Source organism: Teichococcus aestuarii (genome assembly GCF_003116135.1).
Taxonomy (GTDB): domain Bacteria; phylum Pseudomonadota; class Alphaproteobacteria; order Acetobacterales; family Acetobacteraceae; genus Pseudoroseomonas; species Pseudoroseomonas aestuarii.
Genome location: NZ_PDOA01000012.1, coordinates 88,985 through 109,420, shown reverse-complemented (window position 1 = coordinate 109,420; position 20,436 = coordinate 88,985). Strand labels below are relative to the sequence as shown.

Sequence of the window (20,436 nt, the reverse complement as noted above, 5' to 3'; positions counted from 1 at the left end):
CGGCACGTGCGATAGCGTCAGCGAATGCGCCAGATAAGCAGCGCGGTGAGCTATTTAAAGCCATGCCGCGCCGGCAGGGACGCGTTTTCGGTGCCTCAGCCCCGGGGCTTGGGCATGGCCACGAGCGCCAGGTATTCCCAGGCGATGGTCGCGGCGGCCAACGCGGTGATTTCCGACACGTCGTAGGCCGGCGCCACCTCGACGATGTCCATGCCGCGCCAGTCCAGCCCGCCGAGCCGGCGCAGGATGCCCTGCGCCTGCCAGGAGGCGAGGCCGCCGATCTCCGGCGTGCCGGTGCCGGGGGCGAAGGCGGGGTCCAGCGTGTCGATGTCGAAGCTGAGATAGGCGGGGGCATCGCCCACCACCGCGTGGATGCGCTCGGCCACGGCGGCGGGGCCGGCCTCGTGCACCGTCTGCGCGTCGAGGATGGTGACGCCCTGCGCCAGGGTCCAGTCCCACACCTCGCGCTGCACGGGGGAGCGGATGCCCACCTGGATCATCCGCTGCGGGTCCACCAGCCCCTCGCGCAGCGCGTGGTAGAACACCGAGCCGTGCCCGTAGATCTGGCCGAAATTGTCCGGCCAGGTGTCCACATGCGCGTCGAAATGCACCAGCGCGAGCGGGCCGCCCAGGCGGCGCGAGAGAGCGCGCAGCAGCGGCAGGGTGATGCCATGCTCGCCGCCCAGCGCGATCAGGTGCGAAAGGTCCGCCGCCTGCGCCTCGATCGCCGCCAGGCTGCCGGGCAGGTCCCCCAGCGCGATGGAGAACTCACCGAGATCCGCCAGCGAGAGGGTGGCCGGGTCCACCCAGTGCGACGGGTGCGCGCCATCGACCAGCATGCGGCTGGCGGCGCGGATCGCCTGCGGGCCGGAGCGGGCACCGGCACGGTTGGTGGTGCCGAGGTCGAGCGGGATGCCGGCCACGGCGAAATCCGCACCACGGTCGGTGCGGGTGACGCCGAGGAAGCCAGGCGGGGTGGCGAAGGTGGGGACCAGGGACATAGGGCGGGGCCTCACGCGCGGGCGGCGAAGATAGGCGTGGCGGCCCGGCGGGCGCCAGGAGGGCGGGGGCCGCGCATAGGCCCCCGCCCGGTCGGCCGGCTCAGTACCGGCGCGGCGGCCGGCGGTTCTGGTACTGTTGCTGCTGCGACTGATCGTAGAGATAGCCGCCCGCGGCGCCCGCGCCGGCGCCCAGCAGCGCGCCGAAGCCGGCATCGCCGGTGAAGGAGCCGATGATGCCGCCCAGCGCGGCACCCCCGGCGGTGCCGCCGGCCACGTTGCGCGTGGTCGGGTTCATGTTGGCGCAGGCGCCGAGGGCCAGCGCCGCCAGCAGCGGCAGGGCGAGGCGGGCGGGACGCAGGATGGTGGTGCTCATTGCGACGGCTCCCTCTTAGCGACTGGCCGGGCGGCTGGCGCGCGGCGGCGTGGTCTCGGCCGGGCAGGGATAGGTGGCCTGGGCCCAGCGGTGCAGCCCGTCCAGCGCCGGCTCGGCGGCATACTGCGCGTTCTGCCGCGCCCAGGCGGCGAAGGCGATGCCGGTCTGCGCCACGGAGGGCGCCGGGCTGGGCACGCAGTAGAGCGGCTTACGGCCGCTGCCGGCCGGGAACATGGCGGCGTGGTACTGGCCCGCCGCGGTGATGTAGCCCTGGCAGTAAGCGATGGCCTCCAGCCGCAGCGGGCCGGGGGCGGGGTCGCAGATGGCGGCCAGATCGGCCACGGTGCGCACCTGGGTCACGGGCGGGCTGGAAGGAGCTGTCGTGCTGGTCTGCGCCAGGGCGGGAGAGGCCGCCGCGGCCGCAAGCGCGGCAGCCACAATAATGTTCCGCATCGATGATGATCCTCGCGGTTAAAACAGTGGCGTGGCGGAGATTATTCTTTCCTGGCTGGCAGTAAAGCCCACCCTTTCACAAGATCGGCTTCATGTCTTGCAGGCAAGATCAGCAGGAATGTTTTTGTCAATTCGAAGGCGGGAAAAGGCGAGACGGCAATCTGCACCGTCCCGCTCCCGCTGGGGCAGAGGGAGCGGTCTCCTTCCCGCCTCAACGGTGGCAGCAATCCTTCCGCGCGGCCTTGTCAGGCCTTGCCGCGCGGCACCGGCTTGGCCTTCGGCTTGGCGGCCGGCCTGGGCGTGGGCTGGGCGGCCGGCTGGGTAGTTGCAGGCTGGGTAGTTGCAGGCTGGGTAGTTGCAGGCTGGGCAGCGGATTTGGGCGGCGGCTTCGGCTTGCCGGATTTGGCGGGCTTGGCCGGTGCCGGTTCAGGCCGCTCCTCCACCGTGGCCGACCGGGCGGGGAGCGCCTCGTCCTGCGGCACGGCCGGCAGCGGCTCCTCCGGATAGCTGGGGCTGGTCATGCTGGGCGGATCGCTGGCGGGAAAGGTATCGGCCAGCTGGTCGTCCAGGCTGCCGGAAGGCGGTTCCATCTCCTCCCGGGCGCGGTGCCAGTAGTGCTCCGCCTTCCCCTCCTGCCGGCCCTCGGCTTCCCACATCTCGTAGGCACGGGCGCGGATGCGCTCCTCCCGGTCCGGTGACGTGTCGCTCATGCACAATCTCCTCTCGCGGGCGCCACGTCCGGCCGGCCCGCCTGCGCAGACATCGGGTGGCGCGTGGCGGCGCTGCTCACAATTCCCGGGCCAGCAGCCGGTTCACGGTGCGGCAGGCGGCCACCACGGCCAGCAGCAAAAGCCCCTGGCGGATCAGCCCGGCGGGGGTCAGATCGTAGGCGCCCAGTTGCAGTTGCGTCGGCAGAACGTGCAGCATCGCCTGAAGTTCCGGCTCGGCCGAGATCTGGCCGACCAGGCGCAGCGCCCCCCACCAGAGCGCGCCGACGAACAGCAGGAGCGGCGCCAGCAGCTCCGCCAGGAGCTCGATGAAGGTGACGGCGAAGCTGGCCAGCGCCTTGGCCACGACGGCCAGGCCACGCAGCGCCGGCGAGCCATGCGCCATGGCCGGACGTGCCTCCAGGCCATGGCGGGATGAGGGTGAGCGCATCGATCGAACTCCGCCGCGTCCCCGGAAAGACGGGAACGGCCGGAATGTGACCCGCTCCGGTTGTGCCGTCAGGTAACGCTGCCGCGAGCGCGGCGGGCGGCCCGCTCATTGCGCGGCGTTGACGTTCCGCGGCCATTCTGTTGACCTTCCGGCAAAGGGCGGGCGGAGGGGGTATGCCCACCGCCGGCGCGACAGGGAGAAAGACCGCCCCGAACGGCCGGCCACCCGCATGGATGGCGGGCCGGACACGGCGCGAGGTCGACGGCTTGCAACCGCCTGGAGAGGAGAGGTCCGCCTATGTTCAAGGCATCCCGCCGCACCGCCACCCGGCCGATGATGCGCTGGCTCGGGGGCGCCGCCCTCCTGCTGGGCGCGCTCGGCGCCGCCGCGCCGGCCGGCGCGCAATCCGCCCCGCGCGACGCCCTGCTGGTCCTGCGCGAAATCGACGCCGACCGCTACGACCCCGCCCGCACCTCCTCCCTCGCGGCGGGCGAGGCGCTGTTCCTGCTGTCCGACACGCTGGTGACGATGGACTGGGACCAGCGCACCATCCGCCCCGGCCTGGCCGAGAGCTGGAGCGTCAGCGAGGATGGCCGCACCTACACCTTCAAGCTGCGCCAGGGCGTCACCTTCTGCGACGGCAAGCCCTTCACCGCGAAGGATGCCGCCTATTCGCTGAAGCGCTGGGTGGACCCGGCGACGCGCAGCCCGGTGCGCTGGCGCGCCGGCCCGGTGCAGGACATCCGCGCGGTGGACGACCACACCCTGGTCTATGAGCTGAAGGAGCCCTTCAGCGAGCTGCTGCTGCAACTGACGCAGTATTTCGGCAGCATCGTCGACCAGGCGACGGTGGAGCGGCTGGGCGACAATTTCGGCGTGCAGGGCTTCAACGGCACCGGCCCCTATTGCTGGCAGTCCTGGACGCCGCGGCAGGAGATGGTGCTGACGAAGCACCCCCGCTACAACTGGGGCCCGCCGATCTACAAGAACCCCGCGCCGCAGGTGGAGCGCATCATCCTGCGCATCATCCCCGAAGCCACCACGCGGCTCGCCGCCGTGCAGTCGGGCCAGGGCGACGTGACGCAGTGGATCCCCTATTTCGCGCTCGAGGGGCTGCGCCGCATCCCGACGCTGAAGCTGCAGCAGCAGCCGGTGCACTTCTTCGACCACTTCCTCGGCTTCAAGGTGGACAAGCCGGTGAGCGGCGACCCTGCCATCCGCGAGGCGGTGAACCTAGCGGTGGATAAGCAGGCCATCGCCAAGGCCGTCTTCTTCGGCGCGGGCGAGGCGGCCACCGCCTACCTCAACCCCGCCGCCCTCGACTTCAACCCCGAGGCGGCCAAGCTGGTGCCGCAATACGATGCCGCCGCCGCCCGCCGCGTGCTGGACGAGGCCGGCTGGACGCCCGGCCCCGACGGCGTGCGGGTGAAGGACGGGCAGCGCGCCTCGCTGCTGCTCTACGCGCTGCAGACCGCGGTCAACAGCACGGTGATGCAGGCGATCCAGGCCGATCTGCGGCGCGTCGGCATCGAGCTGCGGGTGCAGCTCTGGGATGCCACGGTGGGCTGGGGCAAGCTGGCGACGCAGGAATTCGACGCCTTCGTCATGTCCTACCCCTACATGTCGGCCACCGACGCCTTCTCGCTCTACTTCCCGAGCACCAACCGCCCGACACCGAACCGGATGAACTGGAACGACCCCGAGACGGACGAGGCGTTGCGCCAGGCGCGCGGCGCGACCGACCCGGCCGAGCGGGCCCGGGTGATGGGCGACCTGCAGAAGCGCATCGCGGAGGCGAATGTCTGGCTGCCGCTGCTGCGCCAGCCGCTCTGGGTGGTCTCCACCCAGCGGGTGGAGGGGGTGCGGCCACACGGCATCTATGGCGTGGCCCTCTACAAGGGGCTGGATATCCGCCTGACACGCTGAGGCGGGACAAGGGGTTGGCCGGATTTTCCACACCGGCCTCCCGGTTTTATCCCCAGATCGCTCCACGGAATCTGGGGATAACTTTGTGCCGGGGCCGTCTCAGGCGGCGCGGCGGATCTCGCGCAGCCGCACGCCGCTTTCCGCCATGGCGGGCATCCGGTTCAGCCGGATGGAGAGGTCCTGCGGCGGCAGGGCATAGCGCATGGCCTGGCTGAGCAGACGCACGGCGCGGCCCATCAGCGCGATGGTGATCCACTCGCCCGGGCAGCGGTGCCCCTGGTACGGGTCACCCGCCCCCTGCGGGACGAGGGTGTCCGGGTCGCCCGGCCAGCCGTGGAAACGCTCGGGGCGGAAGCGGTGCGGCTCCGGCCAGAGGCGCGGGTCGTGGTTGGTGCCGTAGAGGTCGAGCAGCACCCAGTCGCCCGCCGCGAAGCGGTGGCCGTGCCATTCGAAGGCCTCGCAGGCCCGCCCGCCGATCATCGGGAAAAAGGGATAGAAGCGCCGCACCTCCTGCACGAAGGGCTCCAGGCCGTCCTCCTCTCCCGCGGCGAAGCGGGCCCGCCAGGCGGGGTTCTCATGCAGGGCCAGGGCGGCGAAGGCGATGAAGCGCCCCACCGCGACGGTCGGGCGGAGGATGTTGATCAGTTCCACGGCGGCCGCCTTCTCGTCCAGCGGCGTGCCGTCCGGCGCGCGGTGCGCGGCGATCAGCGCCGCCGCGCTGCCCTCGGGCACCGGCACCGCGCCGGCGCGGATCTCCCGCACCAGGGCGCGCATCCGCCGCTCGGTGCGGGCGCGCAGGCGCAGCGCGTTCAGCGTGCCGGGGCCGACGCGGCCGGAATACTCGATCATGGCCGTGAGCTCGGCGGCCAGGGTGGGGGCGTCCTCCTCCCGCAGGGGCACGCCGGCCCAGTCGCAGGCCACGCGCGTCAGCAGCAGGCCCATCTCCTCGAACAGCGCCACCTCCCCGGCCGCCTCCCAGCGCGGCAGGGCCTCGCGCCAGTGCTTCTCCAGCAGGTCGGCGGCGCCGGCGATGGCGCCGGGCGACATCATGGCCATGAACATCGCCTTGCGGTGCCGGTGCGCCGCGCCGTCCAGCGCCTGCACGCTGCCCTTGTCCTGCAGCAGCCACAGCGTGCTGCGCGGCATGGCGCCCTGGCGGGTGAAGCGGCCCGGCGCGTAGAACATCCGCGCCGCCTCCGCCCCGCGCATGCACAGCACGGGTGTCATCATCAGCCGGGTGGCGAAGAGGTCGGTGCCCAGCTCGTCGCAGCGGCGGCCGATGAAGGTGTAGCCCTCGCGCAGCAGGGCCAGGGTGTCGTCGAGGGCGGGGGCGCGGGGGGTGTCCGGCATGCCCGGCTCCTTCCATGGCGGCGTGGTCCGTCACGGACGGAACCCGGAGCGGGCGGGAGGGTTGCCGCCCCCCCCTCCCCTCCCGCCCGCGGGCACGCTCAGTCGTAGCGCAGCTCGCCCGCCTTGCCGCCGAAGATGCGCCAGGCCAGCAGGGTGTAGGCCAGGATCACCGGCAGCACGAACAGCGCGCCGGCCAGGATGATGGTCAGGCTCTCCGGCGACGCCGCGGCCTGCCACAGCGTCAGCCGGTCCGGCACGATATAGGGGAAGAAAGACCAGGCGAGTCCGGTGAAGGAGAGCACGAACAGCCCCGTGGCGCCCCAGAAGGGCAGCCGCTCCAGGGCGCCGTCCGGCAGCGGCAGGTGCTTCAGCAGGCTGTGCAGGCCGAGCAGCAGCACGAAGGTGGTGGCCGGCAGCGGCGCCAGCAGCACCAGGTTCGGCATCTCCAGCCAGCGCGCCAGGATGCGGGGCGAGGCCAGCGGAGTGGCCAGCGAGACGGCGAGGATGCCGAGCCCCACCAGCCAGAGCGTAGGGCGCGCCCAGGCCACGGCGCGGCGCTGGAGGTCGCCCTCGGTGCGCCAGATCAGCCAGCAGGCGCCGATGAAGGCATAGCCCGCCGCCAGCCCCACCGCCGAGAGGGCGGCGAAGGCCTGCGGCGCGAGGCCCCCCGCGAAGCCCAGCACGTAGCGGCCGAGCATCCAGCCCTGGGAGAGCGCGGCCAGCAGGGAGCCGGCGAAGAAGGCGTGGTCCCAGGCCCGCTTGCCCAGCACCGAGGCGGCCTTGGCGCGGAACTCGAAGGCCACGCCGCGCAGGATCAGCCCGGCCAGCATCACCGCGACCGGCAGGTAGAGCGCGGTGAGGATGGCGCCATGCGCGATGGGGAAGGCCACCAGCAGCAGGCCGACGCCCAGCACCAGCCAGGTCTCGTTGGCGTCCCAGAAGGGGCCGATGGAGGCGACCATGCGGTCGCGCTCCGCCTCCTCGGTGGTGGCGTTCAGCAGCAGGCCGACGCCGAGGTCGTAGCCATCCAGCACCACATAGGCGAGGACGGAGACCGCCATCAGCACCGCGAAGATCACCGGCAGCAGCTCGGGGTCGAGGAAGGGGGTCATGGCGGCGTCCTCAGGAGGCGCGGGCGACCAGGCCGCCGGCGGGCAGCCCCGCCTCCGGCATGGCGCGGCCCTTGCGGGCGAGGCGGAACAGGGCGGCGACATAGGCGGCCAGCAGCACCGCGTAGAGGGTGAGGTACATGGCCAGCGTCAGGCCGATATTGCCCGCCGGCACCGGCCCCACCGCCTGGGCGGTGGAGAGCACGCCGGTAACCAGCCAGGGCTGCCGGCCGATCTCGGTGACGTACCAGCCGGCGAGCGTCGCCACCCATCCGGCGAAGGTCATCGCCACCAGGCCGCGCAGCAGCCACGCCGGCAGCGCGCCGCGCCGCCAGAGGTAGTAGGCCGAGGCCAGCCCCGCGCCGATCATCAGCAGCCCGGTGCCGACCATGACGCGGAAGGCATAGAACACCGGCTTCACCGGCGGGTGGTTGCCCTCGAACTGGTCCAGCCCCGGCACCACGCCCGCGGGGCTGTGCCTGAGGATGATGCTGGCCATCGAGGGGATGCCGATCTCCAGGCGGTTCTCGCGCGCCGCCTCGTCCGGCACGGCGAAGAGCAGCAGCGGCACATGGCTTCCGGTGCGCCAGTTGCCCTCCATCGCCGCCACCTTGGCCGGCTGGTGCTCCAGCGTGTTCAGCCCGTGCATGTCGCCGATCAGCGCCTGGGCGGGGGCCAGGAGGGCGGCCATCACCACGCCGGTGCGGAGCGCGTTGCGCACGCCCGGCGCCGTGTCGCCGCGCAGCCAGCGCCAGGCGGAGAGGCCGGCCATCAGGAAGGCCACCGTCAGCGCCGAGGCCACCAGCATGTGGGTCAGCCGGTAGGGCATGGAGGGATTGAGGATGATCGCCGCCCAGTCCGTCGCGTGCGCCACGCCGTCGCGCAGCTCGAAGCCCTGCGGCGTGTGCATCCAGGAGTTCAGCACGATGATCCAGAAGGCGCTCATCGTCGTGCCGAAGGCGACGAGGAAGGTGGCCAGGGTGTGCAGCCAGCCCGGCACGCGGCGGAAGCCGAACAGCATGATGCCGAGGAAGGTGGCCTCCAGGAAGAAGGCCGTCAGGATCTCGTAGGCCAGCAGGGGGCCGGCGATGTTGCCCACATGCTGCATGAAGCCCGGCCAGTTGGTGCCGAACTGGAAGCTCATGGTGATGCCCGAGACCACGCCGAGCGCGAAGGAGAGGGCGAACACCTTCACCCAGAAGCGGTAGGCCTCCATCCAGGCCATGTCGCGGCTGCGGCTGTAGCGCAGCTTGAAGTAGAGCAGCACCCAGCCGAGCGCGATGGTCACGGTCGGGAACAGGATGTGGAAGGAGATGTTCGCCGCGAACTGGATGCGGGCGAGCAGGGTGGGGTCCATGGGAGGGCTACTCCGTGGGGGTCGGGCGCCGGTTGCGCGCCGCCGGGCGCGCCAGCGAGACGATCTTGTCCTTGGCCTCCAGCAGGCGCGTGACGCGCGCGCCGAGCGCCAGCAGCGCCGCCAGGCGCTCCGTCTCCAGCCGCTTGACGTCGTCGTACCAGGTGGTCAGCCGCTCGATCAGCGTGTGCATCTCGGCGATGCGTTCCTGGGCGTGGCGCTCGGCCTCGCTGCCGGGGGATTGCATCAGCAGCTCGCGCAGCACCGAGAGGGTGGGGTCCACCTCGCGCTTCTTCCGCTCCTCGGCCAGCGTGCGCAGGATCTGCCAGACATCGTCGGGGGTGGTGTAGTGGTCCCGCCGGTCATCCGGGATGTGCTTGGGGATGATCAGGTTCCAGGCCTGCAGCTCGCGCAGCCCCATCGAGACGTTGGAGCGCGAGACGCCGAGCGCCTCGACGATCTGCTCGGCGTTGAGCGGCACGGGCGAGACGTAGAGCAGGGCGTAGATCTGCCCCACCGTGCGGTTGATGCCCCAGCGGCTGCCCATCTCGCCGAAATGCAGCACGAAGGCCTGGGCGACGGGAGGGAGGTTCATGCATTCCTGCCGATTCGGAAATTTCAGTAATTTCTGAAATCTTGATATAGGTCGTTGCGCCGGGCGGCAAGGGTCCGGCCGGCCGCCGGCTGACCCATTGCTGATCGCCGCCCCGCTGGACGCGCGGGCGCGGCGGGGGCAGGCTGGGGCGCATGAGCTTCCTGTCGATCTACCGCCATGGCTTCGCCCGCGTGGCCGCCTGCACCACCCGCGGCACCCTGGCCGACCCTGCCGCCAACGCGCAGGCGATCCTGGCCGCGGCGCGGCACTGCGACGCCGAGGGTGCCGCGCTCGCGGTGTTCCCGGAGCTCGGCCTCTCCGGCTACGCGATCGACGACCTGCATCTGCAGGACACGCTGCTGGACGCGGTGGAGGCGGCGGTCGCCACGCTGCTGGAGGCCAGCGCCACGCTGCGGCCGCTGCTGCTGGTGGGGGCGCCGGTGCGGCATGCGGGGCGGGTGTACAACACGGCGCTGGCCATCCAGCGCGGCCGGCTGCTCGGCGTGGTGCCGAAGCAGCATTTGCCCAACTACCGGGAGTTCTACGAGCACCGCTGGTTCGCCTCCGGCCACGGCACGGAGGGCGGCATGATCCGCCTCGCCGGCCAGGAGGCGCCCTTCGGCCCCGACCTGCTGTTCGACGCCGAGGACGTGCCGGGCCTCGTGATCCATGCCGAGGTATGCGAGGACCTCTGGGTGCCCTTCCCCCCCAGCGCCGAGGGCGCGCTGGCCGGCGCGCTGGTGCTGGCCAACCTCTCGGCCAGCAACATCACGGTGGGCAAGGCGGAGACGCGGCGGCTGCTCTGCCAGTCGCAATCGGCGCGCTGCCTCGCGGCCTATCTCTACGCCGCGGCGGGGGTGGGCGAGTCCACCACCGACCTCGCCTGGGACGGGCAGGTCTCGATCTTCGAGAACGGCGCCATCCTGCGCGAGAGCGAGCGCTTCCCCGACGCCGACCAGATCGTGCTGGCCGATATCGACCTCGACCTGCTGCGGCAAGAGCGGGCGCGGCAGGGCACCTTCGACGACAACCGCCGCCGCCACGCCCCCGCCTTCCGCCGCCAGGCCTTCCGGCTGGAGCCGCCGGAGGGCGACATCGGCTTCCACCGCGCGCTGGAGCGCTTCCCCTTCGTGCCGGCCGACCCGGCGCGGCTGGAGCAGGATTGCTACGAGGCCTACAACATCCAGGTCTCCGGCCTGGTGCAGCGGCTCACCGCCACGCGCGGCGGCAAGATCGTCATCGGCGTCTCGGGCGGCCTCGATTCCACCCAGGCGCTGATCGTCGCCGCCCGGGCGATGGACCGGATGGGCAAGCCGCGCACCGACATCATCGGCTACACCCTGCCCGGCTTCGGCACCTCGGCCGGCACCAAGACCAACGCCCACGCGCTGATGCAGGCGCTCGGCATCACCGCGCTGGAGCTGGACATCCGGCCGGCGGCGAAGCAGATGCTGACCGATCTCGGCCACCCCTTCGGCCGCGGCGAGCCGGTCTATGACGTCACCTTCGAGAACGTCCAGGCCGGGCTGCGCACCGACTACCTGTTCCGCGCCGCCAACCACCATGGCGGCATGGTGCTCGGCACGGGCGACCTCTCGGAGCTGGCGCTGGGCTGGTGCACCTATGGCGTGGGCGACCAGATGTCGCACTACAACGTCAATGCGGGCGTGCCGAAGACGCTGATCCAGCACCTCATCCGCTGGGTCATCGGCTCCGGGCAGTTCGATGCGGCGGTGGGCGCCACGCTGCAATCGGTGCTGGACACCGAGATCTCGCCCGAGCTGGTGCCGGCCGGCGAGGACCAGCAGCTGCAGAGCACCGAGGCCAAGATCGGCCCCTACGCGCTGCAGGATTTCCACCTGTTCTACACGCTGCGCTACGGCTTCCGCCCGTCCAAGATCGCCTTCCTGGCGCTGATGGCCTGGGGCGACGCGGCCGCTGGCCGCTGGCCGCCCGGCTTTCCGGAGGGGAAGCGCGGCGCCTACGACCTGCCCACCATCCGCCACTGGCTGGAGGTGTTCCTGCAGCGCTTCTTCGGCTTCGCCCAGTTCAAGCGCAGCGCCATGCCGAACGGGCCGAAGGTGGCCGCCGGCGGCTCGCTCTCGCCGCGCGGCGACTGGCGCGCGCCTTCGGATGGCAATGCCAACGCCTGGCTGGAGGAACTGCGCCGCAACGTGCCGCAGGGCTGAGCCATCCGGGAACCGCCGCTCCCCTGGCCGCTTATGCAGGAACGGCACGGCCACGCAGCAGGAGAGATGACGACATGGCTTGGAAGAACGGGTTGCAGCGCGGCCCCCTGACGGCGCGCTGCGCGCATCTCTGCGTGGACATGCAGAACCTGTTCGGGCCCGGCTCGGAGTGGGAGACGCCGTGGATGCAGCGCGTCCTGCCGCTGGTGGTCCAGCTGGCCGGCGTCTTCCCGGACCGCACGATCTTCACCCGCTTCATCCCCGCCCAGCGGCCGCAGGACGCACCCGGCATGTGGCGCGAATACTACGAGCGCTGGTCCTCCGTGACGCAGGATGTGCTGCCCACGGGCATGCTGGAGCTGCTCGAGCCCCTGCAGCGCTTCGTCCCGCCCGCCACGGTCATCGACAAGATGGTCTATTCCCCCTGGCTACACCCGGCGCTGGACGACCATCTCTATTCGCGCGGCATCGACACGCTGGTGATCAGCGGGGCGGAGACGGATGTCTGCGTGCTGGCGGCCGTGCTGGGGGCGGTGGACCGCGGCTACCGCGTCGTCATCCCGACCGACGCCATCTGCTCCGGTTCCGACCGGACGCATGACGCGCTGCTGACCCTCTACAACGAGCGCTTCAGCCAGCAGATCGAGACCGCCTCGACCGACGAGATCCTGCGTTCCTGGCATTGAGCGCGATGGCGGATTCATCCGCCTGACGCCGCCCCGCATTGACAGGCCCGGCCCCGCGCCGGACCCTCCCCGCGCCGCAACGACCGGGAGAGACGCGCCATGCGCCGCAGCCACCCCCTCGCCGCCGCCGCGCTGGCGCTTGCCCTGCTGGCCGGGGCGGGCCCCGCCAGGGGGCAGGCGCCCGCCCCGTCCGGCGATGCCACGCTGACCATGGGGGTGGAGGCCAGCTTCGGCGTGGACCCCCATTTCCTCTTCCTCGGCCCCAACATGGCGGCGTCCCGGCACATCTACGATTCCCTGGTGGGGCGGGACGAGGAGAGCCGCTTCACCCCCGCCCTGGCGGAAGCCTGGCGGGCGCTGGACGCGCAGACCTGGGAATTCTCCCTCCGGCGCGGCGTCACCTTCCAGGATGGCAGCCCTTTCACGGCCGAGGACGTGGCCTTCTCCCTCGCCCGCATCCCGGCCCTGCCGAACAACCCGGGCCCCTACACCTCCAACCTGCGCACCATCAGCCGGGTGGAGGTGGTGGATGCGCACACCATCCGCCTGCACACGGACCAGCCCAACCCCACCCTGCCGGGGCAGCTCACCAACGTCTTCATCGTCTCGGCGCGGGCGGCGGGCGGGCCGGACCCGTGGGGCGCCTCCACCGCCGAGTTCGCCAGCGGCCGCGCCGCCATCGGCACCGGCCCCTTCCGGCTGGAGCGCTTCCGCGGCTCGGAGGGGATGAGCCTCTCCCGCCACGCGGGCTACTGGGGCACGCCCGCCGCCTTCGCCCGAGTCGAGATGAAGGTGATGGGCAATGACGCGGCGCGCCTCGCCGCCCTGCTCTCCGGCGACGTGGACCTGATCGAGCAGGTGCCGCCGGCCGATGTGGCGCGGCTGGAGAAGGATGCGCGGGTCAGCGTGTTCAAGCGCAACTCGGACCGGATCATGTACCTGATCCCGCATCTCGGCGCCGGCGCGCTGCCGCTGCTGGCGGGGCCGGACGGCACCCCCCTCCCCGTCAACCCGATGGCCGATGCGCGGGTGCGCCGCGCCCTCTCCCTCGCCATCGACCGCGAGGCGCTGGCGGCGCGCGGGCTGGACGGCCAGGCCATCGCCACGGTCCAGATGGTACCGGAAGGCTTCGGCGGCTGGAACGCGGACCTGCCCGCGCCACGCCCCGACCCCGAGGCGGCGCGCCGCCTGCTGGCCGAGGCGGGCTTTCCCCAGGGCTTCGGCCTGACGATCGGCTGCTCCAACAACCGCTACACCAACGATGCCCGCGTCTGCCAGGCGGTGGGGCAGATGCTGACGCGCGCCGGCTTCCAGGCGAAGGTGGAGACGCAGCCGGGCACCGTGTTCTTCCCCCGCACCGCCGTGGGGCGGAACGACCTGCCGCTGATGCTGTTCGGCCTCTCCCTCTCCTCCTCGCGCGATGCCAGCTACATCCTCTCCACCGCCGTGCACACGCGCGACCCGGCGCGCGGCTTCGGCCAGGGCAATCGCGGCCAGTTCAGCGACGCGGCGCTCGATGCCCGCATCGCCGGGAGCATCAGCCGGATGGATGCGGGGCGGGAGGCGGCGCTGCGCGAGACCATGCGCGAAGCCATCGCGGCGCTGCCCATCATCCCGCTCTACAACCAGGTGACGATCACCGCCGCGCGGCGGGGGATTGCCTACAGCCCGCGGATGGACGAGCAACTGGTGGCCACCCACGCCCGCCCCACGGAGCCCGCCCGATGACCGAGACACCCCCGACCGGACGCCCCACCATCGCCGGCACGCGCCACGCCGTCTCGGCCGGGCACTACCTGGCGGCGACGGCCGGCATCGCCATCCTGGAGGCGGGGGGCAACGCCATCGACGCCGGCTGCGCCGCCGGCATCGCGCTCGGCGTGCTGCAGCCCGACCTGGTGAACGTGGCCGGCGTGGCGCCGATCCTGATCCGGATGGCGGACGGCACGGTGGAGAGCATCGCCGGCCTCGGCCACTGGCCGATGTCCCTGCCGCCCGACCTCTTCATGCGCGAGCATGGCGGGCGGATGCCGGAGGGCATCCTGCGCACCGTGGTGCCGGCGGCGCCCGATGCCTGGATCACCGCGCTGGAGCGGCACGGCACGATGCCCTTCCCCGACGTCGCCGCCTTCGCCATCCGCTACGCCGCCGAGGGCTTCCAGACCAATTCGCTGCTGGCGCACACCATCGCCGCGCACCACGACGAATACGCACGCTGGCCGCAGAACGCCGCCATCTACCTGCCCGGCGGCGCGCCGCCGGCGGTGGGCTCGCTCTTCGTGCAGTCCGACCTCGCCCGAACCCTCACCTACATGGCGGAGGAGGCACGGCGGGCGGAGGCCGCCGGCGGCCGCATGGCCGGCCTCGCCGCCGCGCGGGACGCCTTCTACAAGGGCGACATCGCCCGCGAGATCGTGGCCTTCCAGCAGCGCGAGGGCGGCTACCTCTCGCGCGAGGACCTGGCGGATTTCCGCTCCCGCATCGAGCCGGTGGTGCGCCGCCGCTGGCGCGGGCACGAGATCATCGCCTGCGGCCCGTGGTGCCAGGGGCCGGCGCTGATCGAGGCGCTGCTGCTGCTGGAGAAGCTCGGCCTGGACGGGCTGGCGCACAACGGCACCGACTACCTGCACCGCCTGACCGAGGCGCTGAAGGTGGCCATGGCCGACCGCGAGTACCATTTCGCCGACCCTGCCTTCACGGAAGTGCCGGTCGAGGCGCTGCTCTCCGAGGCGCATCTCGCCGCCCGCGCCCGCGCCTTCCGCGAGGAGGCGGCGCACCCGGACATGCCGCCGCCGCTGCTCGGCCAGGGCAGCGGGCCGCAGGCCCAGGGCCATGGCGGGCTGCCCGGCATCGAGCCGGACACCTCCTATGTCGCGGTGGTGGACCGCTGGGGCAACGCCTTCTCCGCCACGCCCTCCGACGGCTCCTGGAACGCGCCGGTGGTGCCGGGGCTCGGCATCGTGCCCTCCTGCCGCGGCTCGCAGTCGCGCCCGGACCCGGCGCATCCGAGCGGCGTCGGCCCCGGCAGGCGGCCGCGCCTGACGCCCAACCCGGCCATGGCCGTGACGCGCGAGGGCGGCGTGATGCCCTTCGGCACGCCGGGCGGCGACGTGCAGATCCAGGCCATGCTGCAGGTGCTGCTGAACCTCCTGCATTTCGGCATGGAGCCGCAGGCGGCGGTCGAGGCGCCGCGCATCGCCTCCTACGCCTTCCCCTCCTCCTTCGCGCCCTATGAGTACTACCCGCGCCGCCTGGCCGTGGAATCCCGCATCCCCCAGTCGGTGCGGGAGGCGCTGGCGGCGCGCGGGCACGAGGTGAAGGAGTGGCCGGGCACCACCTGGCTCGCCGGCAGCGTCGAGCTGGTGATGACCGACCCGGCCAGCGGCCTGCGCCTGGCGGCGGCCGACCCGCGCCGGCCGGCCTACGCCATCGCCGGCTGAGCGCCGCCTCCGTCCTCTGGCCGGCCGACCGGCGACATCTGCCGCAGGAAGGCCGCCAGTTCGGAGAAGCTCTCCCGCCGGGGGTCGGTGCCGCGCCAGACGAGGCCGATCCGCCGCCCCACCCCCGGCTCCGCCAGCCGCCGCAGGCTAATGAGCCCGCCGAGATCGGTGCGGCCCTGGACCGCCAGCTGCGGCAGCAAGGAGAAGCCCTCGCCGGCGGCGATCATGTGGCGCAGCATCTCCAGGCTGCTGGCGAAGCGCTCCTCCCGCCCCTCGCGCGGCAGCGGACAGAGGGAGAGCGCCTGGTCGCGCAGGCAATGGCCCTCCTCCAGCAGCAGCAGCTCCCCCGATTGCAGCGCGTCCAGCGAGATGCGGCGCTGCGCCCGCAGGGCATGGCCCTGCGGGAAGGCCAGCAGGAAGGGCTCGAAGAACAGCTCGGCGCTCTCCAGCGCCGCGGAGGGCGCCGGCAGCGCGATCAGCGCCGCGTCCAGCTCGCACTGCTCCAGCGCCTCCACCAGCGCGTCGGTGCGGCCTTCCTGCAGCCGCAGCACCAGCTGCGGGAAGCGCGCCCGCACATCCCGCAGCAGGGCGGGCAGGTAGTAGGGGCCAAGCGTGGCGATGACGCCGATGCGCAGCCGCCCCTTCATCGGCTCGGCCTGCTGCTGCTGCGCCAGGTCCAGCAGCCCGCGCGCCTCGCGCAGGATCGCGCGCGCCCGCTCGATCAGCGGCGCGCCCTGCGGTGTCACCGCCACCCGGCGCGGCAGGCGCTCGAACAGGACGACGCCGAGCAGGGCCTCCAGCTTGCGGATCTGCTCGCTGAGGGTGGGCTGGCTGACATGGCAGCGCTCGGCGGCGCGGCCGAAATGGCGCAGATCGGCCACGGCGACGGCGTATTCCAGGTCGCGCAGCGACAGGCCGGCCATGTTGTGCAGGGTCATGAGGGTGGTTGCCGTTCGGTCATGCCTATCGCAACAACATAGAAGATCGATTTAACCGATCAATCCCCTCGAGCTAGACAGTCTGGACCCTGCCGAGAGGAATTCCAGAATGTCCGACCCGACGCAACGCCCCGTCCTGACGACCACCGCCGGCGCCCCCATCGCCGACAACCAGAACAGCCTCTCCGCCGGGCCGCGCGGCCCGCTGCTGCTCCAGGACTACCAGCTGATCGAGAAGCTGGCGCACCAGAACCGCGAGCGCATCCCCGAGCGCGTGGTGCACGCCAAGGGCTCCGGCGCCTATGGCACGCTGACCGTCACCGGCGACATCTCGAAATACACCCGCGCCAAGGTGTTCCGCCCCGGCAGCCAGACCGAGCTGCTGCTGCGCTTCTCCACCGTGGCCGGCGAGCGCGGCGCGGCCGATGCGGAGCGCGACGTGCGCGGCTTCGCCATCAAGTTCTACACCGAGGAAGGCAACTGGGATTTGGTGGGCAACAACACGCCCGTCTTCTTCATCCGCGATCCGCTGAAGTTCCCGGACTTCATCCGCACCCAGAAGCGCCACCCGGCCACCAATCTGCGCTCGCCCACCGCGATGTGGGATTTCTGGTCGCTCTCGCCCGAGAGCCTGCACCAGGTGACCATCCTGTTCAGCGACCGCGGGCTGCCGCAGAGCTACCGCCACGTCAACGGCTATGGCAGCCACACCTTCTCGCTGTGGAACGATGCCGGCGAGCGCTACTGGGTGAAGTTCCACTTCAAGACGATGCAGGGCATCCGCACCTGGACCAACCGCGAGGCGAACGCGGTCATCGCCGAGGACCGCGAGAGCGCGCAGCGCGACCTGTACGAGGCGATCGAGCGCGGCGACTTCCCGCGCTGGAAAATGCAGGTGCAGATCATGCCCGAGGCGGATGCGGAGAAGACGCCCTACAACCCGTTCGACCTCACCAAGGTCTGGCCGCACGCGGATTATCCGCTGATCGATGTCGGCGTGCTGGAGCTGAACCGCAACGCGGCGCACTATTTCGCGGAGATCGAGCAATCCTCCTTCTCGCCCTCCAACATCGTCCCCGGCATCGGCTTCTCGCCGGACAAGATGCTGCAGGGCCGGATCTTCGCCTATGCGGACGCGCACCGCTACCGCGTCGGCACCCATTACGAGGCGCTGCCGGTGAACCGCCCGCACGCGGCGGTGAACACCTACCACGCCGACGGCGCCATGCGCTTCGACGCGCCGCGCGGCACGGACCACTACTACGAGCCGAACTCCTTCGGCGGCCCCGCCGAGGCGCCCGCCGCCAAGGAACCGCCGCTGCGCATCAGCGGCGACGCCGACCACTACAGCCACCGCGAGGGCAATGACGACTATGCCCAGCCCGGCACGCTGTTCCGGATGATGACGGCGGACCAGCAGCGCCAGCTCTTCGAGAACATCGCCGGCGCCATGCAGGGCGTGCCGCGCTTCATCATCGACCGGCAGCTGGAACACTTTCGCCGGGCCGACCCGGCCTATGCGGAAGGCGTGGCGGCGGCGATCGCGCGCATCCACACCGCGCCCGCCTCGGCGCCGACCACGGCGGCCGATGTCGGTGGCCAGGCCGCCGCCGGATAGGGCGCGCCGGACCGCGGGAAGGGCCTTCCCCCGGGCCGTCCGTGCCCGTGCCCTTCCCGCCTAAGCCTCATGGCGCGGGCGGCGCCTACCCCCTGCCGCCCACCATGGGGGCGGGCCGGCCGGCCTCATCGGGCAGGCCGGCCCTTCTTTCCCCCTCGCTGCTGGATCCCTGCCGATGTCCGCTGCCCTCCAGGCCGCCCCGGCGCTGGCGCGCCCCTCCCTGGTTCCCGCCCGCTCCTTCCCAGGGGCCCCGCTGCGTGCCGGCACCCGCGCCTCGCCGCTGGCCCTGGCGCAGACCCGCCGCGTGCTGGCGGCCCTCGGCGTGGCGCCCGGCGAGGCGCAGCCCGTGCCGATGCAGACCAGCGGCGACGCCGAGCAGCGACGACGCCTGGCCGATCTGGGCGGCAAAGGCCTCTTCGCCAAGGAGATCCACGAGGCGCTGCTCGACGGCCGCGTGGCCTTCGCCGTGCACAGCCTGAAGGACCTGGAGACCGAACTGCCGCCGGGCCTCGTCATCGCCGCCGTGCTGCCGCGCGCCGATGCGCGGGACGCGCTGGTGCTGGCCCCCGGCTGCCCGCCCGAGGAGCGGCGCGGCCCGCTGCCGGGCCTGCCGTCCGGGGCGCGCATCGGCACCGCCTCGGCCCGGCGGATGGCGCAGCTGCGGCACCTGCGGCCTGACCTCCGCTTCGGCCTGCTGCGCGGCAATGTGCAGACCCGCCTGCGCCGGCTGGAGGAGGGCGACCACGCCGCCACGGTGCTGGCCATGGCCGGGCTGCAGCGGCTGGAGCTGGAGGCCCGCGCCGCCCGCCCGCTCTCGACCATGGAGATGCTGCCCGCCGCCGGCCAGGGCATCATCGCCGTCACCGCCCGCGCGGGCGACAGCGCCACGCGCGCACGGCTGGCCGGTATCGACCACAGCCCCACCCATCTCGCCGCCCGGGCCGAGCGCGCCGTGCTGGCGGCGCTGGATGGCTCCTGCCGCACCCCCATCGGCGCACATGCCAGCCTCACCCCGGATGGCGCCCTGCATCTCGAGGCGCTGGTGGCGCGGGAGGATGGCTCCTTCCTGCTGCGCCGCGCGCTGCGCGGCGCCCCGGCCGATGCGGAACGGCTCGGCGCGGCGCTCGGCGCCTCCCTGCGGGCGGACAGCCCGGCGGATCTCTTCGCATGACCCACCATCCCCTCTCCCTCCGCCCGGCGCCGGCCGCTCACTCGCGCGCGGCCGGGCAGGTCGGCGTGCTGCTGGTCAATCTCGGCACGCCGGACTCGACCCGCTATGGCGATGTGCGCCGCTACCTCTCGGAGTTCCTCTCCGACCGGCGGGTGATCGAGGTGAACCCCTGGCTGTGGCAGCCGCTGCTCCAGGGCGTGATCCTGACGACGCGGCCCTTCCGCAGCGGCGCCGCCTACCGGCGCATCTGGAACGAGGCGGCCGATGAATCGCCGCTGCGCACCTACACCCGCGCCCAGGCGGAGCTGCTGCGCCAGGCCCTGCCCGCCAACGGCCCGCGCATCGACTGGGCCATGCGCTACGGCCGCCCTTCCATCGCCAGCAGGCTGGAGGCGTTGCAGGCCGCGGGGTGCGACCGCATCCTGGTGGTGCCGCTCTACCCGCAGTACAGCGCCACCACCACCGCCACGGTGAACGACGCCGCCTTCCGCGCGCTGATGACGATGCGGCGGCAGCCCGCCCTCCGCATCGCGCCTTCCTTCCCCGACCATCCGCTCTACATCGAGGGGCTGGCACGCTCCATCCGCGCCGGCCTGGCCGGGCTGGAGCGGCCGCCGGAGCTGCTGCTCGCTTCCTTCCATGGCCTGCCGCGCCGCTACGTGAAGGCGGGCGATCCCTATCCGGCGGAATGCAACCGCACCATGCTCGCGCTGCGCCGGCGGCTGGGGATGACCGCCCGCGAATTCCCGATGACCTTCCAGTCCCGCTTCGGGCGGGAGCGCTGGCTGGAGCCCTACACGGATGAACGCGTCACCGCCCTGCCGCGGCGCGGCATCCGCCGCATCGCCGTCATTACGCCGGGCTTCCTGGCGGACTGCATCGAGACGCTGGACGAGATCGGCCACGAATTGCGGCAGGAGTTCATGGCCGCGGGCGGCGAGGAATTCACCCTCATCCCCTGCCTGAACGACACGCCGGACGCCATCCATCTGCTGCGCGCCATCATCGGGCAGGAGCTGGCGGGCTGGGCCTGAAACGCCGAAAGCCGGGGGAAGACCTCCCCCGGCTCTGCTGC

The 20,436-nt window shown here is 72.2% G+C and carries 18 protein-coding genes; 8 read left to right on the top strand and 10 right to left on the bottom strand.

Features of this window, described 5'->3' with window-relative positions; all coding sequences use genetic code 11:
• Nucleotides 1–95 precede the first annotated feature (95 nt).
• The 5 genes from speB to CR165_RS16865 form a co-directional block, all read right to left on the bottom strand.
• Nucleotides 96–1,001 (bottom strand): agmatinase, encoded by a 906-nt coding sequence (gene speB / locus CR165_RS16885; RefSeq protein ID WP_109518114.1) that lies wholly within the window; start codon nucleotides 999–1,001, stop codon nucleotides 96–98.
• Between the two features lie 100 nt (nucleotides 1,002–1,101).
• A complete protein-coding gene (locus tag CR165_RS16880; RefSeq protein ID WP_109518113.1) occupies nucleotides 1,102–1,374 on the bottom strand; it encodes a glycine zipper domain-containing protein in 273 nt (90 codons plus the stop codon).
• A 15-nt stretch (nucleotides 1,375–1,389) separates the two neighbouring features.
• Nucleotides 1,390–1,812, bottom strand: a complete 423-nt coding sequence (locus CR165_RS16875) for a Rap1a/Tai family immunity protein (RefSeq protein WP_146201929.1) — start codon at nucleotides 1,810–1,812, stop codon at nucleotides 1,390–1,392.
• Nucleotides 1,813–2,072: 260 nt separating this feature from the next.
• On the bottom strand, nucleotides 2,073–2,537 hold the full coding sequence (locus CR165_RS25700) for a DUF2934 domain-containing protein (protein WP_109518111.1): 465 nt from the start codon (nucleotides 2,535–2,537) through the stop codon (nucleotides 2,073–2,075).
• 76 nt (nucleotides 2,538–2,613) lie between these two features.
• On the bottom strand, nucleotides 2,614–2,985 hold the full coding sequence (locus CR165_RS16865; RefSeq protein WP_146201928.1) for a hypothetical protein: 372 nt from the start codon (nucleotides 2,983–2,985) through the stop codon (nucleotides 2,614–2,616).
• A 297-nt stretch (nucleotides 2,986–3,282) separates the two neighbouring features.
• Between CR165_RS16865 and CR165_RS16860 the strand changes: the two genes are divergently transcribed.
• Complete coding sequence (locus CR165_RS16860; protein WP_245906505.1) at nucleotides 3,283–4,911, top strand: ABC transporter substrate-binding protein; 1,629 nt, start codon at nucleotides 3,283–3,285, stop codon at nucleotides 4,909–4,911.
• 99 nt (nucleotides 4,912–5,010) lie between these two features.
• Here the strand turns inward: CR165_RS16860 and CR165_RS16855 are convergent, their stop codons facing one another.
• The 4 genes from CR165_RS16855 to CR165_RS16840 form a co-directional block, all read right to left on the bottom strand.
• Nucleotides 5,011–6,261: a cytochrome P450 gene (locus CR165_RS16855; protein WP_109518109.1), complete on the bottom strand. Its 1,251-nt coding sequence runs from the start codon at nucleotides 6,259–6,261 to the stop codon at nucleotides 5,011–5,013.
• Nucleotides 6,262–6,359: 98 nt separating this feature from the next.
• Entirely contained in the window at nucleotides 6,360–7,373 is a 1,014-nt protein-coding gene (locus CR165_RS16850) for a cytochrome d ubiquinol oxidase subunit II (RefSeq protein ID WP_109518108.1), read from the bottom strand.
• 10 nt (nucleotides 7,374–7,383) lie between these two features.
• Nucleotides 7,384–8,727, bottom strand: coding sequence for a cytochrome ubiquinol oxidase subunit I (locus CR165_RS16845; protein ID WP_109518107.1), 1,344 nt, complete (start codon nucleotides 8,725–8,727; stop codon nucleotides 7,384–7,386).
• A gap of 7 nt (nucleotides 8,728–8,734) precedes the next feature.
• Complete coding sequence (locus CR165_RS16840; protein ID WP_109518106.1) at nucleotides 8,735–9,319, bottom strand: GbsR/MarR family transcriptional regulator; 585 nt, start codon at nucleotides 9,317–9,319, stop codon at nucleotides 8,735–8,737.
• A gap of 152 nt (nucleotides 9,320–9,471) precedes the next feature.
• On the opposite strand from CR165_RS16840, the gene CR165_RS16835 reads away from it, so the two are divergent.
• The 4 genes from CR165_RS16835 to CR165_RS16820 all read left to right on the top strand — a co-directional run bounded on the left by CR165_RS16835 (nucleotide 9,472) and on the right by CR165_RS16820 (nucleotide 15,634).
• Nucleotides 9,472–11,508 (top strand): NAD(+) synthase, encoded by a 2,037-nt coding sequence (locus CR165_RS16835; protein ID WP_109518105.1) that lies wholly within the window; start codon nucleotides 9,472–9,474, stop codon nucleotides 11,506–11,508.
• A gap of 74 nt (nucleotides 11,509–11,582) precedes the next feature.
• Nucleotides 11,583–12,194 (top strand): cysteine hydrolase family protein, encoded by a 612-nt coding sequence (locus tag CR165_RS16830; RefSeq protein ID WP_109518104.1) that lies wholly within the window; start codon nucleotides 11,583–11,585, stop codon nucleotides 12,192–12,194.
• Between the two features lie 99 nt (nucleotides 12,195–12,293).
• The gene (locus tag CR165_RS16825) at nucleotides 12,294–13,922 is read left to right on the top strand and encodes an ABC transporter substrate-binding protein (RefSeq protein ID WP_109518103.1); all 1,629 of its coding nucleotides are present in this window, start codon (nucleotides 12,294–12,296) and stop codon (nucleotides 13,920–13,922) included.
• Nucleotides 13,919–15,634: a gamma-glutamyltransferase family protein gene (locus tag CR165_RS16820; RefSeq protein ID WP_109518102.1), complete on the top strand. Its 1,716-nt coding sequence runs from the start codon at nucleotides 13,919–13,921 to the stop codon at nucleotides 15,632–15,634. Before CR165_RS16825 ends, CR165_RS16820 begins: the two co-directional genes overlap by 4 nt.
• Here the strand turns inward: CR165_RS16820 and CR165_RS16815 are convergent.
• Nucleotides 15,616–16,572, bottom strand: coding sequence for a LysR substrate-binding domain-containing protein (locus tag CR165_RS16815; RefSeq protein WP_109518101.1), 957 nt, complete (start codon nucleotides 16,570–16,572; stop codon nucleotides 15,616–15,618). The genes CR165_RS16820 and CR165_RS16815 overlap by 19 nt on opposite strands.
• Nucleotides 16,573–16,681: 109 nt before the next feature.
• Here CR165_RS16815 and CR165_RS16810 point away from each other — a divergent pair, with 109 nt between their 5' ends.
• The 3 genes from CR165_RS16810 to hemH all read left to right on the top strand — a co-directional run bounded on the left by CR165_RS16810 (nucleotide 16,682) and on the right by hemH (nucleotide 20,395).
• Nucleotides 16,682–18,190, top strand: a complete 1,509-nt coding sequence (locus CR165_RS16810) for a catalase (RefSeq protein ID WP_109518100.1) — start codon at nucleotides 16,682–16,684, stop codon at nucleotides 18,188–18,190.
• A 175-nt stretch (nucleotides 18,191–18,365) separates the two neighbouring features.
• The gene (gene hemC, locus CR165_RS16805; RefSeq protein ID WP_109518099.1) at nucleotides 18,366–19,361 is read left to right on the top strand and encodes a hydroxymethylbilane synthase; all 996 of its coding nucleotides are present in this window, start codon (nucleotides 18,366–18,368) and stop codon (nucleotides 19,359–19,361) included.
• Complete coding sequence (hemH, locus tag CR165_RS16800) at nucleotides 19,358–20,395, top strand: ferrochelatase (protein ID WP_109518098.1); 1,038 nt, start codon at nucleotides 19,358–19,360, stop codon at nucleotides 20,393–20,395. Before hemC ends, hemH begins: the two co-directional genes overlap by 4 nt.
• The last annotated feature ends 41 nt before the right edge of the window (nucleotides 20,396–20,436 follow it).

Coding starts and splice junctions, on each gene's coding strand:
- speB (WP_109518114.1), bottom strand. CDS start 1,001: ATGTCCCTGGTCCCCACCTTCGCCACCCCGCCTGGCTTCCTCGGCGTC.
- CR165_RS16880 (WP_109518113.1), bottom strand. CDS start 1,374: ATGAGCACCACCATCCTGCGTCCCGCCCGCCTCGCCCTGCCGCTGCTG.
- CR165_RS25700 (WP_109518111.1), bottom strand. CDS start 2,537: ATGAGCGACACGTCACCGGACCGGGAGGAGCGCATCCGCGCCCGTGCC.
- CR165_RS16865 (WP_146201928.1), bottom strand. CDS start 2,985: ATGCGCTCACCCTCATCCCGCCATGGCCTGGAGGCACGTCCGGCCATG.
- CR165_RS16860 (WP_245906505.1), top strand. CDS start 3,283: ATGTTCAAGGCATCCCGCCGCACCGCCACCCGGCCGATGATGCGCTGG.
- CR165_RS16855 (WP_109518109.1), bottom strand. CDS start 6,261: ATGCCGGACACCCCCCGCGCCCCCGCCCTCGACGACACCCTGGCCCTG.
- CR165_RS16850 (WP_109518108.1), bottom strand. CDS start 7,373: ATGACCCCCTTCCTCGACCCCGAGCTGCTGCCGGTGATCTTCGCGGTG.
- CR165_RS16845 (WP_109518107.1), bottom strand. CDS start 8,727: ATGGACCCCACCCTGCTCGCCCGCATCCAGTTCGCGGCGAACATCTCC.
- CR165_RS16840 (WP_109518106.1), bottom strand. CDS start 9,319: ATGAACCTCCCTCCCGTCGCCCAGGCCTTCGTGCTGCATTTCGGCGAG.
- CR165_RS16835 (WP_109518105.1), top strand. CDS start 9,472: ATGAGCTTCCTGTCGATCTACCGCCATGGCTTCGCCCGCGTGGCCGCC.
- CR165_RS16830 (WP_109518104.1), top strand. CDS start 11,583: ATGGCTTGGAAGAACGGGTTGCAGCGCGGCCCCCTGACGGCGCGCTGC.
- CR165_RS16825 (WP_109518103.1), top strand. CDS start 12,294: ATGCGCCGCAGCCACCCCCTCGCCGCCGCCGCGCTGGCGCTTGCCCTG.
- CR165_RS16820 (WP_109518102.1), top strand. CDS start 13,919: ATGACCGAGACACCCCCGACCGGACGCCCCACCATCGCCGGCACGCGC.
- CR165_RS16815 (WP_109518101.1), bottom strand. CDS start 16,572: ATGACCCTGCACAACATGGCCGGCCTGTCGCTGCGCGACCTGGAATAC.
- CR165_RS16810 (WP_109518100.1), top strand. CDS start 16,682: ATGTCCGACCCGACGCAACGCCCCGTCCTGACGACCACCGCCGGCGCC.
- hemC (WP_109518099.1), top strand. CDS start 18,366: ATGTCCGCTGCCCTCCAGGCCGCCCCGGCGCTGGCGCGCCCCTCCCTG.
- hemH (WP_109518098.1), top strand. CDS start 19,358: ATGACCCACCATCCCCTCTCCCTCCGCCCGGCGCCGGCCGCTCACTCG.